Below are 15323 nucleotides of genomic sequence, written 5' to 3' on the forward strand. Positions count from 1 at the left end.
TTTCCAGGTGCCTAGACTTGAATGCGTCTTTCGACATAAGAAAGAATCCAAACACATACACAGGAGACAACATGAGAATTCCCCGCCCGCCCAGGATCGCTTCGATACTGATGTCGGCTGCGCTGCTTGCCTGCGGCCACGCCGGCATCGCGCATGCCGCCTATCCCGACAAGCCCATAAAGCTGATTGTGCCTTTTCCCGCCGGAGGACCCACCGACGCCATGGCCCGCATCGTCAGCGAAAAGATGACGCAATCCCTGGGGCAAACCGTCATAGTCGAAAATCGCGGCGGCGCGGGCGGTGTCATCGCCACCGAAGCGGCGGCGGCCAGCTCGGCCAATGGCTACACACTGTTTTTTGCCACCACCGGCACCATGACGATCAATCCCAGCATCTATCCCAATATGGGGATCAAGCCGCTTGTCGCCTTCGATCCCATAGGCATGGTGGCCAGCACGGAAAATGTCCTGGTCGTGGCACCTTCATTGAAGATCGATACCGTACAGGACCTTATCGCCCAGGCCAAGCAGAAACCCGGCACGTTCACCTTTGGCTCGGCCGGTGTGGGAAGCTCCAATCACTTGTCGGGAGAACTGCTTAAAGACATGGCCGGCATAGACATCATGCATGTACCGTACAAAGGATCCGCAGCGGCTCTGACGGATCTTCTGGGCGGACGGATCTCCATGATGTTCGACACCATATCGAATGCGCTCCCCAACATCCAGGCCGGCAAAGTGATTCCGCTGGGCGTGACGGGAACCGCCAGGTCGCCGGCGCTGCCCAAGGTTCCCACGATTGCCGAAGCAGGCTTGCCAGGCTTCCAGGTAAGCATCTGGTTCGGCTTGGCCGCTCCGCATGGAACACCGTCCGACGTGATCAAGACGCTGAATGAATCATTGAACAAGATTCTTGCCGAATCCGACGTCCAGGCCAAACTGCAGGCCTTCGGCGCGACCCCCACACCCGGCTCGCCGGAAAGCTTCGCAAGCCAGATGAAACTGGATGAGGCAAAGTGGAGCAAGCTGATCAAGACCTCCGGCATGAAGGTGAATTAAGCGTGGACCCCTTGCAATCAACCGCGCTTGGCGACGACATCGCCGGCGTGTTCAACCCCGCCTCGGTCGCCATCATCGGCGCCTCGGACAATCCCAATAAGGTAGGCGGACGCGCTATACATTACATGCGCAAGTTCGGGTATGGCGGCCGCATCTTTCCGATCAACCCGGCAAGGGAAACCATACAGGGAATGGCTTGCTATGCCAGCCTGGAAGACCTCGCCGAGGTGCCTGATGCCGCCATCATCGCCGTATCCGGCGAAGACGCGGTCGCAGCGGTGCATCGCTGCGCACAACTGGGCGTATCGACCGCGGTGGTCATGTCCTCGGGTTTTGCCGAGAGCGGCGCCGCGGGCCGCCATTTGCAGGAAAAGCTGCTTGCTGGCGCACAGGCTTGCGGAATGCGCCTGGTGGGGCCCAATGCTCAGGGTATCGCCAACTTTGCCACCGGCGCGATATTGAATTTCAGCACCATGTTTACGGAAGTCGCACCGCAAGACGGGCCCATCGCCATCATCAGTCAAAGCGGGGCCGCCAGTGTCATGCCTTACGCCTTGCTGCGCGAAAAAGGCCTGGGAGTGCGCTATCTGGCCTCGACCGGCAACGATGCCGATCTTGGCGTATCGGAACTGGTGCGCAGCGTTGCCCGCGATCCCGGCATACGCCTTATCCTGGTCTACGTCGAAGCGATTACCCGCCCCGATCTGCTGGCTGAAGCGGCACGCCTCGCCCGCCAACAGGGGACCCGCATCATCCTGCTTAAAGGTGGGAGCAGCCAGAAAGGCGCCGCGGCGGCCGCCTCGCACACTGGGGCACTGGTGGGACAGGATGGGGCGCTGGACGCTTTTCTGGAGCAGAACGGCATATGGCGGGCGCAGGATATTCACGGACTGGTCAATGCCGCCGCCCTGTATCTGGACGGCTTTCCGCCGCAATCCGGACGCACTGTCATCATGAGCCACAGCGGCGCCGTCGGGGTGCTCTGCGCCGACGCGGCGGAGCGGGCCGGCCTGCCGCTGTCGGAGTTCGATGACGCAACCCGGAACAAATTGCAGAATCTATTACCGGGTTTTGCTACCGCCGCCAATCCGCTGGACCTGACAGCCGCCCTGCTTGGCAATGGCGACATGTTTCCGCGCGTGCTCGAGGTGCTGGGCGGCAGCCGGGAAGCCGATATGCTGCTTGTCGGCATTCCGGTGGCCGGTCCGGGCTACGACATTCCCGCCCTGGCGGCGGCGACGGCGGCGTTCGCCTCGCATCACCGCATGCCCGTCGCCGTGACAGCCTCCCAGGCATCGGTCAGGCAGGAGTTCCAGAGGCATGGGGTCGCGACATTTGGAAGCGAGACCGATGCCATACAGGCCTTGAGCCAATATTTCCGGCATAGCCGATTTCAGGAGCGCCCGGCTCCAGCGGCACCCGTCCCGATTGTTCCTGGCAAAGGCGAAAGCCACGGCCTGCTGGACGAAGCCGAGAGCCTTGCCCGCCTTGCCGATTTCGGACTGCCTGTGGTCGACCATATCGTTTGCCGGGATGCGGACTCCGCCGTCCGCGCGGCTGCCTTGCTGGATGGCCCGCTGGTCGTCAAGGGCTGCGCCGCGCAAATTCCGCACAAAACCGAACACCGCTTGGTGCATCTGCACGTGTCCGGCAAGGAGCGCACGCGAATCGCCGCGCTTGACTGCCTGGCCAAACTCGATGCGCTAGGCGTCAAAGAGCCTAGAGTGCTGGTCGCGCGCATGGTCAAGGGAGAACATGAATTCATGCTGGGCGTGACCGTGGACCCGGTATTCGGCCCGGTCGTAACAATAGGCGAAGGCGGGATCCTGGTGGAGATTCGAAAAGATGTCGTTTCGCTTCCGGCCCCCTTCAGCGAAGAAGAGGCCCTGAACGCCATCATGAAGCTTAGGATCGCGCCGATCCTGTCGGGCTATCGCCATGCGCCTGCATTGGATGCCATGGCGCTGGCCAAGGCCGCCGTGGCCTTGGGCCGCTACGCCATCGCGCATCGAAGCGCATTGCAATCGGCCGACCTGAATCCGGTCATGGTCATGAAAAACGGAGACGGCGTCAGCATCGTGGACGCTGTCATCGAATTCAAGGAAGAGGCATGAACGATACAGTATTGACCCAGAGCCAGGATGGCGTTGCCATCCTCACCCTGAACCGTCCGCAAGCGATGAATGCCGTCAACAGCGAAATGCGCCGCGCCTTCATACAGGCTTTGAACCGGATGAACAGCGACACGGCAGTTCGCGCCATTGTCATTACGGGCTCCGGCGATCGCGCTTTCTGCGCCGGACAGGACCTGGAGGAAGCCGCCATGGCGACCTGGCAAGATCTTGTGCCGTGGCTGCAGGCGCAGCGCGATATGTACCAGGCGGTACGGGACCTGGACAAACCTTGCATCGCCGCCCTGAATGGCGTTGCCGCCGGGGCGGGCTTCCAGGTCGCCCTGTGCGCCGACATGCGCGTCGCCAACCCGGAATCCCGGCTGGGACAGCCTGAAGTCAAGGCAGGGCTGGCCAGTATTGTGGGCTCGTATCTCATGACCTTGCATATCGGCATGGGCCACAACGCCCAGCTCTCATTGCAGGGCGAACTGATCGGAAACCGGCGCGCTTATGAAATAGGCTTGGTCAATCAGTTGGCCGACGATGCCCTGGCGGAGGCGCTGACGATGGCACGCCGCCTGGCTCTACTGGCCCCGACCGCCGTCCGGTTATCCAAGCAGCGCTTGCGCGACATGACGCAAGCGGGCTTCGATGAAGCATGCACCGCCGGCATACGGGCGCAACTCGAGTGTTACGCCAACGGCGAGCCTCAATTGGCCATGAACGCCTTCCTGAAAACACGCCAGACCAAAGGAACAAAGACATGATTTATCGGCAGCATTTTATCGACGGCGCATGGACGGACGCCAAGGGTTGGAGTGAAACCGTCCTGCATGATTCAGCCACAGAACAGGCTATAGGCAAAGTGGTGCATGGAACCTCCAACGAGGTAGGCGCCGCCGTGGCCGCCGCGAGATCGGCGCATGCGGGCTGGGCGCAATTGCCCCTCGAGACGCGGGCGGCATATGTCAGGGCCGTCGCGGATCGCCTGGACGATCATGTCGATGCGCTTTGCGCGGGGATCAGCGCCGAAACCGGCATGCCGATGAAGCTTGTCCGCCGCATCCAGGTCCAGGCGCCGATCGCGGCGTGGCGGGCCACGGCTGACGCCGCCGCGCAGGCCCTGGCTGAAACGCAAATAGCACACTCGCATATTGAGCGGGTTCCCGTGGGTGTGGTCGCCGCGATCACGCCATGGAACTACCCGCTGCATCAAATTACCGGCAAGCTCGCCGCCGCGCTGATGGCGGGATGCACCGTTGTGCTGAAGCCTTCGGAACTGGCGCCCACAGCAGCGCAGATGTTGGGCAAAGCCATTGAAGAAGCGGCATTGCCGCGGGGTGCGGTGAATATCGTTTTCGGAGACGGGGCCACCGGTGAGTCCCTGATCGCCCACCCCCAGGTCGATATGGTGTCGTTCACAGGATCCACATCGGTGGGCCGGCATATCGCCAGCGTCGCCGGTCAAGCCTTGAAGCGGGTGGCTCTCGAGCTGGGCGGAAAATCCGCCAGCGTCGCCCTGCCCGAAGCGGACCCGGCGCTGGTCGCCCGGCATGCCGTTTCCTCTTGTTTCCTGAATTCGGGTCAGACCTGCAATGCCATCACGCGGCTGCTGGTTCCGGAGGATCAGTATGAACGGTATCGTGATCTCTTGAAAGCGGCGGCGGGAAAAATGGCCCTGGGCGATCCGCGTGATGAAAGCACCCGCATGGGCCCCTTGGTATCAAGCGAACATCGCGACCGCGTACTGTCTTTCCTTGCCGAAGCAGCCGGCTCCGGCATGGATCTCATTACCGGAGGCCCGGATGCCCCCGTGCCCGCCACGGGGTACTTCGTGGCCCCAACCCTATTCGGCCGCGTCCCCCCGCAAGCGCGCATCGCCAAAGAAGAAGTTTTCGGGCCTGTGCTGGCCGTATTGACCTATGCCAGCGAAGACGAGGCTGTACGCATCGCCAATGATACGAATTACGGACTGGCCGCAGCGGTATGGGGCGAAGAAGGCCGGGCGCTCTCCCTTGCCCGCCAACTCAGGGCTGGCCAGGTCGACATCAACGGAGCGCCCTTCAATCCCCTGGCGCCCTTCGGCGGCTTCGGCGCCTCCGGTACCGGCCGCGAAGGCGGCGTCCATGGGATTGCCGAATTCACGGAGCTGCGCGCCATCCAGGCACCACCGACACTGAAATCCTGAGATAGAGGCATTATGTTTACTCAAGTAGAACTGGCGTTTTCGGGCACGGACAAGCACGTCGCTGTCGTGACTCTGTCTCGGCCGGAACAGATGAACGCCCTGACCAAGGTCATGGAAGCCGACCTGCGCACCGTGCTGGAGCAACTGGATAAGAACGAGGATGTGCGGGTCATCATCCTGACCGGAAAAGGGCGTGCTTTCTGTGCGGGCATGGACATGAACGAGCTGGAGGTTCTGCCTCCCGAAGATATCCGGGCAGCGGAATGGATGCGACCGTACGACATGAACCGCAGGCCCGATTATCAGGCCCGCTATGCGTATTTCGCCGCGATCCGCAAGCCCATTATTTGCGCCATCAACGGCGCCGCCGCCGGATTGGGATTGGTATTCGCGCTGTACAGCGACATGCGCTTTGCCAGCGACAAAGCGGTATTCGCCACGGCATTCGCCAAGCGCGGCCTGATTGCCGAACACGGCATTGCCTGGATACTGCCCCGCATCGTAGGTCCCGGCCACGCCGCCGATTTGCTGTTTTCGGCCCGCAAGATCGGCATAGACGAAGCGCGGCAAATGCGCTTGGTCGATCGGGTGATACCCGCCGACCGTCTGCTGGAGGAAACCATTTCCTATGCCGACGATCTGGCAATGCATGTATCGCCGCGCTCGGTGCAAGTCATGAAGCGGCAACTGGGCGAAGCGCCTTTCCAAACGTTGTCCGAAGCCGTCTCTCTGGCCAACCAGGAGATGTTCCAGAGCATACAAAGCGAAGATTTCAAGGAAGGCGTGGCGCACTTCATGGAACGCCGTCCGGCGCGATTCAGCGGACAGTAAGCATTCCGCTGCCGCGGCGCTTGTGGCGGCGTCCATATCACGCGAAAATGAGTGCCCGCAAGCACTTGACGCACGATGAAGACGCCGCCGCCCCAATCCCCGCCTTCCCTGTTCACCCTGTTCCTCGCATTCTCGCGCCTGGGCGTCACCAGTTTCGGAGGCGGCCTTAGCGGCTGGATCATGCGCGAGTTCGTGCATAGCCGCAAATGGATCTCGGAAAAGGAATTCGTCAGCGGACTGGCGCTGTCCCAGGCATTCCCGGGCATCAATGTCGTCAACCTGTCCATCTGGATAGGCTACCGGCTGCGTGGCGGCAAGGGCGCGCTGGCGGCGGCGCTGGGCATGGTCGTGCCCGCCATGGGTGTCGCCATCCTCATGGCCATGGCGTTTGCACAGGTTGCGCATTCGCGAACCGCCCATCTGGCGCTGGCGGGCATCGCCGCGGCCGCTATCGGCCTGTCCCTCGAGATGGGTTTGCGCACTGCCCGGCACGCCATGGACGGATTGGCTCCCATTCTGATCATGGCGGGCACCTTTGCCGCCATATTCGTATTCAGGCTGAACCTGGTCGGCGTCATCGCCGTGGCGGCGCCTTGCTCCATCGCCGTGGCCTGGCTGCGGACCCGGCGGCGGCACCGCCGCAGCAAACCCCTGTGATCCGTCCCGCCTGAAACTCCACCGCCAGCCCGCAGCCGACACCATGCTAGAAATACTGATTCAGTTCATACGCGTTTTTGCTCCGCTGTCCTTCCTGACCATAGGCGGGGGGCAAAGCATTATCCCCGCCATACATCAGCAGTCGGTGGTCGTGCATCAATGGATCAGCAACACCGAGTTCCTGGACATGTTCGCCTTGTCGCGCCTGGCGCCCGGACCGAAAACGTTGCTGGTCACGCTGGTGGGCTGGCAAGCGGCCGGCCTGGCCGGCGCGCTGGTCGCCTCGTTCGCCATTTTCGTGCCCTCGGCCGTGCTGGTGTACTACCTGGCCAAGCTTTGGGCGCGCTACGAGGGCCGCCCCTTTATCCAGGCCATCGAGCGCGGCCTGGTACCTGTCGCCGCCGGCATGATCCTGGCTGCCACGGGGACCATCCTGCGTGCGGCCGAAGGCGGCGCGTGGGCCTGGGGCGTAGCGGCCGCCTCGACGATCGCGCTGCTTTATACGCGCATCAGCCCTTTTCTTCTGCTAGGGCTGGGCGGACTGCTGTTCGTGCTGGTGCAGCCGGCCTGACAAGGCGGCCCGGCAACGGTATACCATAGGGGTATTCCAGCAGTGGCTGCTTACCGAGTTGAGCGGGGAAACAGCCGGATAAGCACAGGCCGCCTACAAGGCCTGCGGGCCGCGCCGGAAATATGCTTAAACAAGGCAAATCACCGTAAAAGGATACAATGCAGGGCTTATCGTCAGGCAACCGGCACATGAATTCGCAAACCGACTCTGATCCTCTTGTACGCTTTACCGATGTGTCGCTGGGCTACGGCGACTTCACGGTGTTGCAAGGCATCGACCTTGAAGTCCGGCGCGGGCAGGTGGTGGCCATGATGGGCGGTTCCGGATCGGGTAAAACGACGCTGCTGCGCGCGGCCACCGGCCAGATCACGGCACAAAAGGGGTCCATACAGGTATTTGGCAAGGACATCGCCGCGCTTTCAGGAGAAGGCCTGCGCGAAGTGCGTCAGCGCATGGGCGTGCTGTTCCAGCAAGGCGCCTTGTTTACCGACCTGAACGTCTTTGAGAACGTCGCGTTTCCCCTGCGGGAGCACACTCAGGTATCGGAAAGCCAGATCGTCGAGCGCGTGCTCGACAAGCTGGACGCGGTCGGTCTGCGGGCCGCGGCCCACCTGAAGATATCTGAAATTTCCGGCGGCATGGCGCGGCGTGTGGCGCTTGCCCGTGCCGTGGTACTGGAGCCCGAACTGGTCCTGTACGACGAGCCCTTTGCCGGACTGGATCCGATTTCGCTGGGCATCACCGCTCAATTAATACGCGGCCTGACCGATCGACTGCAATGCGCCTCGATTCTGATCACGCACGACGTGGCCGAATCCTTTGCCATCGCCGACCAGGTCTATATGGTGGGCCAGGGCAAGCTGATCGCCAGCGGCACGCCGCAAGCACTTTCGGAATCGCAGGACGCCTATGTGCGCCAGTTCCTGAACGGTGAACCGGATGGGCCCATCGCTTTTCACTACCCCACTTCGCCGGCTTTCACGAAGTGGCTGGACCAACACACAGGACGCTCATGACCTCGCCTGTTCAATCCATTGCGACGCTGGGCGGCCGGGTGCGCAGGGGCATATCCGGGCTGGGCGCATTCATGCGCTTGGCCGGCGCCATATTGGCGCGCAGCGGCGTGGCCCTGAAACGCCCGGGACTGGTATCCCAGCAAATACACTTCATCGGCAATTACTCGCTGCTCATCATTGCCGTATCAGGCCTGTTCGTAGGTTTTGTCCTGGGACTGCAGGGTTACTACACGCTTAATCGATACGGTTCCGAAGAAGCCCTTGGCCTGCTGGTGGCGCTATCGCTGACGCGTGAACTGGGGCCGGTCGTGACGGCGCTGCTGTTTGCGGGTCGCGCGGGCACGTCGCTGACTGCGGAAATCGGCTTGATGAAAGCCGGCGAGCAGATCGCCGCCATGGAAGTCATGGCCGTTGACCCGATACGGCGCGTACTGGTGCCCCGCTTCTGGGGCGGCGTGATCGCCATGCCCGTGCTGGCCGCCGTATTCTCCATGGTCGGCATTATCGGCGGATGGATCGTGGGCGTGCTGCTTATCGGCATCGATCCCGGTGCCTTCTGGTCACAAATGCAAAATGGCGTGGATATCTTCAAGGACATCCTTAACGGGGTGATCAAGAGCGTGGTGTTCGGCATTGCGGTCACTCTGGTTGCACTGCATGCCGGCTGGACAGCCAAAGCCACACCCGAGGGCGTATCGCGCGCCACCACACGCACCGTTGTCACCGGCTCTCTGCTGGTGTTGGGGCTGGATTTTGTACTCACTGCGCTGATGTTCAGCAATTAACGACATACACGGATTAATCATGACGCGTGAAAAAACCGATTTCTGGGTTGGCCTGTTCGTACTGATAGGTGCCATTGCCTTGGTCTTCCTGGCCTTGCGGGCCGGCAACATGAGCTCGTTCTCCTTCGCCCCTACCTATCAGGTGCAGGCGCACTTCGACAACCTGGGCGGCCTTAAAGTACGCGCCCCGGTCAAAAGCAGCGGTGTCGTGGTGGGCCGAGTGGCCAGCATAGGCTTCGACAACCAGCGCTTTCAGGCGGTCGCCACGCTGGACATGGAACAGCAATACGAGTTTCCCAGCGATTCGTCGGCTTCCATCCTGACGTCGGGCCTGCTTGGCGAACAGTACATAGGCATCACGCCAGGGGGCGAGGACAAGATGCTTAAACAGGACAGCGAAATCCAGTACACGCAAAGCGCTGTCGTGCTGGAAGAGTTGATCAGTAAATTCCTGTACAGTTCAGCAAGCAAAGAAGGCAGCGCCTCAGCCGAAAACGAAGGCGCCGGCCAAGCTGCACCCACTGCGGATAGCCCGGATTCAAAGGCTTCCCAGGCGTCGAAACCTTAAAATGTGAAACATCGGTTTACAATCCCCAGTCCGTTGCCTACCGAATACACGAAATGAACCTACCCAACACTCAGCCCCTCTCCAACGCGAAGCGGTTGCTGCGCCTGAGCAGCGTGCTCGGCGCGACGGCGCTTGCGGCCGGTTGCGCAACCGTAACCCACCCAAGCCCGGACGATCCCTGGGAAAGCTACAACCGCAGCATGTATACGTTCAACGATACCTTCGACCGCGCGCTGCTGAAACCCATTGCCACCGGCTACGATCAGCTTATGCCCGATCCGGCGCAAACCTGTATCCACAACGTTTTCAACAATCTGGGCGATGTCTGGTCGGCCATCAACAGCTTCCTGCAAGGCCGTGGGCATGACTTCGTCAACACCCTTGGCCGCGTGCTGTTCAATTCCACCATGGGTCTGGGCGGCTGCATTGACGTCGCCTCCATGAACGGCGCCAAGCGCATCCCCAACGATTTCGGCGTCACGCTGGGCGTCTGGGGGTTCGATTCCGGTCCCTATGTGGTGCTGCCTTTCCTGGGCTCGAGCTCGGTACGCGATGGCACCGCCACGCTGGGAACATTCGCCGCCGGCGTTTCGCCCGTCACACCCGTGTTCGAAATCGACAACGTGCCCCTGCGTAATTCGATCATCGGCCTTTATGCGGTGGATACACGCGCCAGCCTGCTCGATGCGGACAAACTTGTTAACGAGGTCGCGCTTGACCGCTACAGCTTTATTCGCGACGCTTACATACAGCGCCGCAACGCCCTGGTAAACAGCCGCCGCCAGGGCACCGAATTACCCGACTACTCCGAGGAAGGCAGCCTGCCCGACTACTCGGACGATGACGACGCCGCCGATGCAGGCGCCGCGCCTGCCGCGGGCGCGAGCAAAACGGCGCAGTAACAGGAGTCCCTATGTCCAGTTTGTTTCATTCCGTATTTTCATCGTCCCGCCTGCTGCGGCTTGCGGCGGCCGGCTTGCTTGGCCTGTCGTGGCTGGCGGGCGGCGCCGCATTCGCCGAAGGCACGGTCGACGCCAACGGCGCGCCCAATGATTTCGTCCAGGTCGTCGCCAACAATGCCCTGGAGGCCGTCAAGAAAGACCAGGCCGTGAAATCCGGCAACATCGCCAGCATCAACAAGGTCATCAACGAATATGTGCTGCCGTATGTGAACTTCGAAAAAACCACCCGCCTGGCGGCCGGCCGCTACTGGCGCCAGGCCACGAAGCAGCAGCAGCACGACCTGGTTAATGCATTCAAGGGCACGCTGGTCCGCACTTATAGCGGCGCCTTTACCCGCGTGGACCAGAATTCGGCCTTCTCCATGCTGCCTTTCCGGGGCGATGCCAATGCCGACGACGTCGTCGTGCGCTCCACGCTTTCCCAAGGCAACGGCCCTTCGGTGGGCATCGATTACCGCCTGGAAAAGACTCCGCAGGGCTGGAAAATATACGATCTGAACGTGGAAGGGATCTGGCTGATCCAGAACTACCGCAATCAGTTTGCCCAGCAAATAACGCAGAACGGCATTGACGGCCTGATCGCCGCGCTGAACCAGCACAATCGCTGACCGGGCGCGCGGGGCGCGGCACTGTCATCGACGGCCGCGCCGACCTACTATAATGCAAAGCTTGGCTCATTCGAGCCGAGCTTTTTTTATTGCCTCATGTCCGCCCTTATCTTAGAAAACGTCTCGAAAATATACGCGCCGCGCAGCGGCGGCTGGAAACGCTGGCTTTCGGCATCGCCCGCAAAGCAAGGCTTTCAGGCGCTCAACAACGTGTCCTTCACTGTCGAATACGGTGAGTTCTTCGGCTTGCTGGGCCCCAACGGCGCGGGCAAGACCACCCTGATTTCCATACTGGCCGGCCTGGCCCGGGCCAGTTCGGGCACGGCGCGCGTCTGCGGCCATGATGTCGTCGGCGATTTCAAGCAATCGCGGCGCATGCTGGGCGTGGTGCCCCAGGAAATCGTGTACGACCCCTTCTTTACCGTGCGCGAGACGCTCAGGCTGCAATCGGGCTATTTCGGCTTGCGCAACAATGACGACTGGATAGACGAGGTATTGAGCAATCTGGGGCTGCTGGACAAGGCCGACGCCAATATGCGCGCCCTGTCGGGGGGCATGAAGCGCCGGGTGCTGGTGGCCCAGGCCCTGGTGCATCGCCCGCCCGTCATCATCCTGGACGAACCCACGGCCGGGGTCGACGTGGACCTGCGCCGCACGCTGTGGGAATTCATAGCTCGGCTCAACAAGGCGGGCCACACCATATTGCTGACCACGCACTACCTGGAAGAGGCTGAGGCCCTGTGCGGCCGCATCGCCATGCTGAAAAGCGGCCAGGTGGTGGCGTTGGACACCACGCAAGCGCTATTGGCGCGGGTCGGCGGCACGGATCTCGAGGACGCTTTCGTGCGCATCATGCACAACGATGAATTCCTGGGGGTGACGGCATGAGCTCCACGCCGCTGATCACTCCGCGCGACGACCTGGGATCGGGCTTTCCAACCTTGCTGCGCAAGGAACTGCTGCGCTTCTGGAAAGTCGCCTTCCAGACCATTGCCGCGCCGGTCCTGACCGCGCTGCTCTATCTGCTGATTTTCGCCCATGTGCTGGAAGGCCGGGTCCAGGTGTACGGCACCGTGCCCTACACCTCTTTCCTGATCCCGGGCCTGATGATGATGAGCATGCTGCAGAACGCCTTTGCCAACCCATCGTCGTCCCTGATTCAAAGCCGAATCACCGGGAACTTGGTGTTTATCCTGCTGCCGCCCCTCTCGCATCGGGAAATTTTCAGCGCCTATATATTGGCCGCCGTCGCCCGCGGCTTGTGCGTGGGCGCCTGCGTCTGGCTGGTTGCCTTGTTCTTTGTGCCCCTGCAGGTCAGCAACCCGCTGTGGGTGCTGGCCTTTGCCGTGCTGTCTTGCGGCATCATGGCCACGCTGGGCATCGTGGCCGGACTATGGTCCGAGAAATTCGACCAATTGGCCGCCTTCCAGAACTTCCTGATCATGCCGGCCACCTTCCTGTCGGGTGTCTTTTACTCCATACACAGCCTCCCGCCGTTCTGGCAGGCCGTTTCCCGCTGGAATCCCGTCTTCTATACGATAGACGGGTTCCGCTACGGCTTTTTCGCCGTGTCGGATGTCTCGCCGTGGCAAAGCCTGGCCGTGGTGGCGGCCGTATTCGCCGCGCTTTGTCTTTTTGCCCTGCGCCTGCTGGCCAGCGGTTATAAACTTCGGAATTGATTCTTATGTTGCCTACCCCCGAACAAGTACGCCAGTACATCGCCGATCATCTTGCCTGCGAGCATCTTGAGGTGCAGGGCGACGGCTCTCATTTCGAAGCCCTGATCGTCAGCCCCGCCTTTGAAGGCAAGCGCCTTATCGCCCGCCACCAGCTGGTGTACAGCGCCCTGGGCGAGCGCATGAAAGCCGAGATACATGCTTTGTCCATGCGCACCCTGACGCCGGCCGAATACAAGGCGAACCCGAATGGATAAACTCCAGATCGTCGGCGGCAATCGCCTGAATGGTGAAATCACCGTGTCCGGCGCCAAGAACGCGGCCCTGCCCATCCTGTGCGCCAGCCTGCTTACAGCCGATACCATCACGTTGCAGAACGTGCCCGACCTGAATGACATCGGGACGACGCTGCGGCTGCTGGGCCGCATGGGCGTGCAATCGGAACACGGCCATGACGGCGTCGTGCAGTTGAACGCCGCGCAGGTACATAGCCTGGAAGCGCCCTACGAGCTGGTCAAGACCATGCGCGCGTCCATACTCGTGCTGGGGCCGCTGCTGTCGCGCTTCGGCGAAGCCCGCGTCAGCCTGCCCGGAGGCTGCGCCATCGGGCAACGTCCTGTCGACCAGCACATCAAGGGCCTTGAGGCCATGGGGGCCGAGATCAAGATTGAGCACGGCTTCGTGGTCGCCAAGGCCAAACGCCTGAAAGGCGCCTCGATACGCACCGACATGGTCACCGTGACCGGCACGGAGAACCTGATGATGGCCGCTGTGCTGGCCGAAGGGCGCACCACGCTGGAGAACGCCGCGCGCGAACCTGAAATCGTCGACCTGGCCGAGCTCTTGATAAAAATGGGGGCGCGCATCCAGGGCCACGGCGGCGATCGCATCACGATCGACGGCGTCGACGCCCTGCACGGGGCCAGCCACCAGGTGGTGGCCGACCGGATCGAGGCAGGCACCTTTCTGTGCGCGGTGGGCGCCGCGGGCGGCGAAATCGTGCTGCGCCGGGCCGCTCCGGGCACCATGGGCGCCACGCTGGACAAGCTGCAGGAAGCGGGCCTGTCCATCGAGTGCGGCGACGATTGGATACGCTGCTCCATGAACAAGCGGCCGCGCGCCACCGGTTTCCGCACGCGCGAATATCCAGGCCTGCCCACCGATATGCAGGCCCAGTTGATGGCGCTCAATACCATCGCCGACGGCACGGCCGTAATCGTGGAAAACATCTTCGAAAACCGCTATATGCACGTCCAGGAACTGGTCCGCATGGGCGCCCAGATCGATATCGACGGGCACACCGCCGTCGTCACGGGCGTGCCCCAGCTGTCGGGCGCCACCGTCATGGCCACCGACTTGCGGGCCTCGGCCAGCCTGGTCATTGCCGGCCTGGCGGCTTTCGGCGAAACCACCGTCGAGCGCATCTACCACCTTGACCGCGGCTACGAGCGCATGGAAGAAAAGCTGCGGTCGGTCGGCGCCAACATACAACGCGTCAAACGGGAAGCCGCATGAGCCCTGCCAGCCTCGATAGACCCCTGACACTGGCCTTGTCCAAAGGTCGCATTTTCGACGAAACCATGCCGCTGCTTGCGGCGGCGGGCGTCCAGGTCGGCGAGAATCCCGAAACCTCGCGCAAGCTCATTCTGCCCACCAGCAGCCCCGACCTGCAATTGATCATCGTGCGCGCCTCGGACGTGCCCACATATGTGCAGTACGGCGCCGCCGACTTCGGCATTGCCGGCAAGGATGTGCTGTACGAGCATGCCGCCGTGCATCCGGGCGGCCTGTACCAGCCCATCGACCTGAATATCGCCCGATGCCGCCTGTGCGTGGCCGTCAAGCAGGGCTTCGACTATGAAGCCGCCGTCCGCCAGGGCTCGCGACTGCGTGTCGCCACCAAATACGTGCAGGCCGCCCGCGAACACTTTGCCGGCAAGGGCGTCTATGTGGACCTGATCAAGCTGTACGGCTCGATGGAGCTCGCTCCCCTGGTGGGGCTGGCCGACGCCATCGTCGACCTGGTTTCCACCGGCGGAACGCTGAAGGCCAACAACCTGGTCGCCGTGGAAGAGGTCGCGCAGATTTCGTCGCGCCTGATCATCAACCAGGCCTCGCTGAAGACCCGCGCCGCCAAGCTGCAGCCCTTGATCGATGCCTTTGCGCGCGCTTCGGCGCAGGACGGCCAGGAGACATCCTAGCGCCTCATCCCGCCGCCTGGCGCCGCGCCTGAATCATATCCGGTTACGGTATACACTCATTGGTGTATGCCGCCATTGCTGTCCCTTC

Annotated in this window: 17 protein-coding genes; all 17 read left to right on the forward strand. The window is 62.0% G+C overall.

From position 1 onward, the window contains the following. The first annotated feature begins 71 nt into the window (after positions 1-71). The 17 genes from V0R37_RS21470 (at position 72) to hisG (ending at position 15235) form a co-directional block, all read left to right on the forward strand. Entirely contained in the window at positions 72-1058 is a 987-nt protein-coding gene (locus V0R37_RS21470; protein WP_420376459.1) for a Bug family tripartite tricarboxylate transporter substrate binding protein, read from the forward strand. A 2-nt stretch (positions 1059-1060) separates the two neighbouring features. Continuing rightward, positions 1061-3172: an acetate--CoA ligase family protein gene (locus tag V0R37_RS21475; protein ID WP_420376460.1), complete on the forward strand. Its 2112-nt coding sequence runs from the start codon at positions 1061-1063 to the stop codon at positions 3170-3172. Next, positions 3169-3939, forward strand: a complete 771-nt coding sequence (locus tag V0R37_RS21480) for an enoyl-CoA hydratase/isomerase family protein (protein ID WP_420376461.1) — start codon at positions 3169-3171, stop codon at positions 3937-3939. The genes V0R37_RS21475 and V0R37_RS21480 overlap by 4 nt, the downstream gene beginning before the upstream one ends. Next, positions 3936-5360: an aldehyde dehydrogenase family protein gene (locus tag V0R37_RS21485; RefSeq protein WP_420376462.1), complete on the forward strand. Its 1425-nt coding sequence runs from the start codon at positions 3936-3938 to the stop codon at positions 5358-5360. Before V0R37_RS21480 ends, V0R37_RS21485 begins: the two co-directional genes overlap by 4 nt. Positions 5361-5372: 12 nt before the next feature. Next, positions 5373-6191 carry an enoyl-CoA hydratase gene (locus V0R37_RS21490; protein ID WP_420376463.1) on the forward strand — a complete coding sequence of 273 codons (819 nt, stop codon included), beginning with the start codon at positions 5373-5375 and terminating at the stop codon, positions 6189-6191. Between the two features lie 75 nt (positions 6192-6266). Continuing rightward, positions 6267-6848 (forward strand): chromate transporter, encoded by a 582-nt coding sequence (locus V0R37_RS21495; protein ID WP_420376464.1) that lies wholly within the window; start codon positions 6267-6269, stop codon positions 6846-6848. Positions 6849-6891: 43 nt separating this feature from the next. Next, positions 6892-7419, forward strand: coding sequence for a chromate transporter (locus V0R37_RS21500; RefSeq protein ID WP_420376465.1), 528 nt, complete (start codon positions 6892-6894; stop codon positions 7417-7419). A gap of 188 nt (positions 7420-7607) precedes the next feature. Beyond that, a complete protein-coding gene (locus V0R37_RS21505) occupies positions 7608-8435 on the forward strand; it encodes an ABC transporter ATP-binding protein (protein WP_420376466.1) in 828 nt (275 codons plus the stop codon). Then, positions 8432-9220, forward strand: a complete 789-nt coding sequence (gene mlaE / locus V0R37_RS21510) for a lipid asymmetry maintenance ABC transporter permease subunit MlaE (RefSeq protein ID WP_420376467.1) — start codon at positions 8432-8434, stop codon at positions 9218-9220. The genes V0R37_RS21505 and mlaE overlap by 4 nt, the downstream gene beginning before the upstream one ends. Positions 9221-9239: 19 nt before the next feature. After that, positions 9240-9788 carry an outer membrane lipid asymmetry maintenance protein MlaD gene (mlaD, locus tag V0R37_RS21515; RefSeq protein ID WP_420376468.1) on the forward strand — a complete coding sequence of 183 codons (549 nt, stop codon included), beginning with the start codon at positions 9240-9242 and terminating at the stop codon, positions 9786-9788. Positions 9789-9841: 53 nt separating this feature from the next. Beyond that, complete coding sequence (locus V0R37_RS21520) at positions 9842-10690, forward strand: MlaA family lipoprotein (protein ID WP_420376469.1); 849 nt, start codon at positions 9842-9844, stop codon at positions 10688-10690. 11 nt (positions 10691-10701) lie between these two features. Next, a complete protein-coding gene (locus tag V0R37_RS21525) occupies positions 10702-11358 on the forward strand; it encodes an MlaC/ttg2D family ABC transporter substrate-binding protein (RefSeq protein WP_420376470.1) in 657 nt (218 codons plus the stop codon). A 96-nt stretch (positions 11359-11454) separates the two neighbouring features. After that, positions 11455-12246 (forward strand): ABC transporter ATP-binding protein, encoded by a 792-nt coding sequence (locus tag V0R37_RS21530; RefSeq protein WP_420376471.1) that lies wholly within the window; start codon positions 11455-11457, stop codon positions 12244-12246. Beyond that, entirely contained in the window at positions 12243-13037 is a 795-nt protein-coding gene (locus tag V0R37_RS21535) for an ABC transporter permease (RefSeq protein WP_420376472.1), read from the forward strand. The genes V0R37_RS21530 and V0R37_RS21535 overlap by 4 nt, the downstream gene beginning before the upstream one ends. 5 nt (positions 13038-13042) lie before the next feature. Then, positions 13043-13291 carry a BolA family protein gene (locus tag V0R37_RS21540; protein ID WP_264130780.1) on the forward strand — a complete coding sequence of 83 codons (249 nt, stop codon included), beginning with the start codon at positions 13043-13045 and terminating at the stop codon, positions 13289-13291. Next, a complete protein-coding gene (gene murA, locus V0R37_RS21545) occupies positions 13284-14549 on the forward strand; it encodes a UDP-N-acetylglucosamine 1-carboxyvinyltransferase (RefSeq protein WP_420376473.1) in 1266 nt (421 codons plus the stop codon). The genes V0R37_RS21540 and murA overlap by 8 nt, the downstream gene beginning before the upstream one ends. Continuing rightward, a complete protein-coding gene (gene hisG / locus V0R37_RS21550) occupies positions 14546-15235 on the forward strand; it encodes an ATP phosphoribosyltransferase (RefSeq protein ID WP_420376474.1) in 690 nt (229 codons plus the stop codon). The genes murA and hisG overlap by 4 nt, the downstream gene beginning before the upstream one ends. Positions 15236-15323: the final 88 nt, after the last annotated feature.

The sequence above is a fragment of the Pollutimonas rozaliensis genome, from assembly GCF_048751585.1.
In the GTDB taxonomy this organism is placed as follows: Bacteria; Pseudomonadota; Gammaproteobacteria; order Burkholderiales; family Burkholderiaceae_B.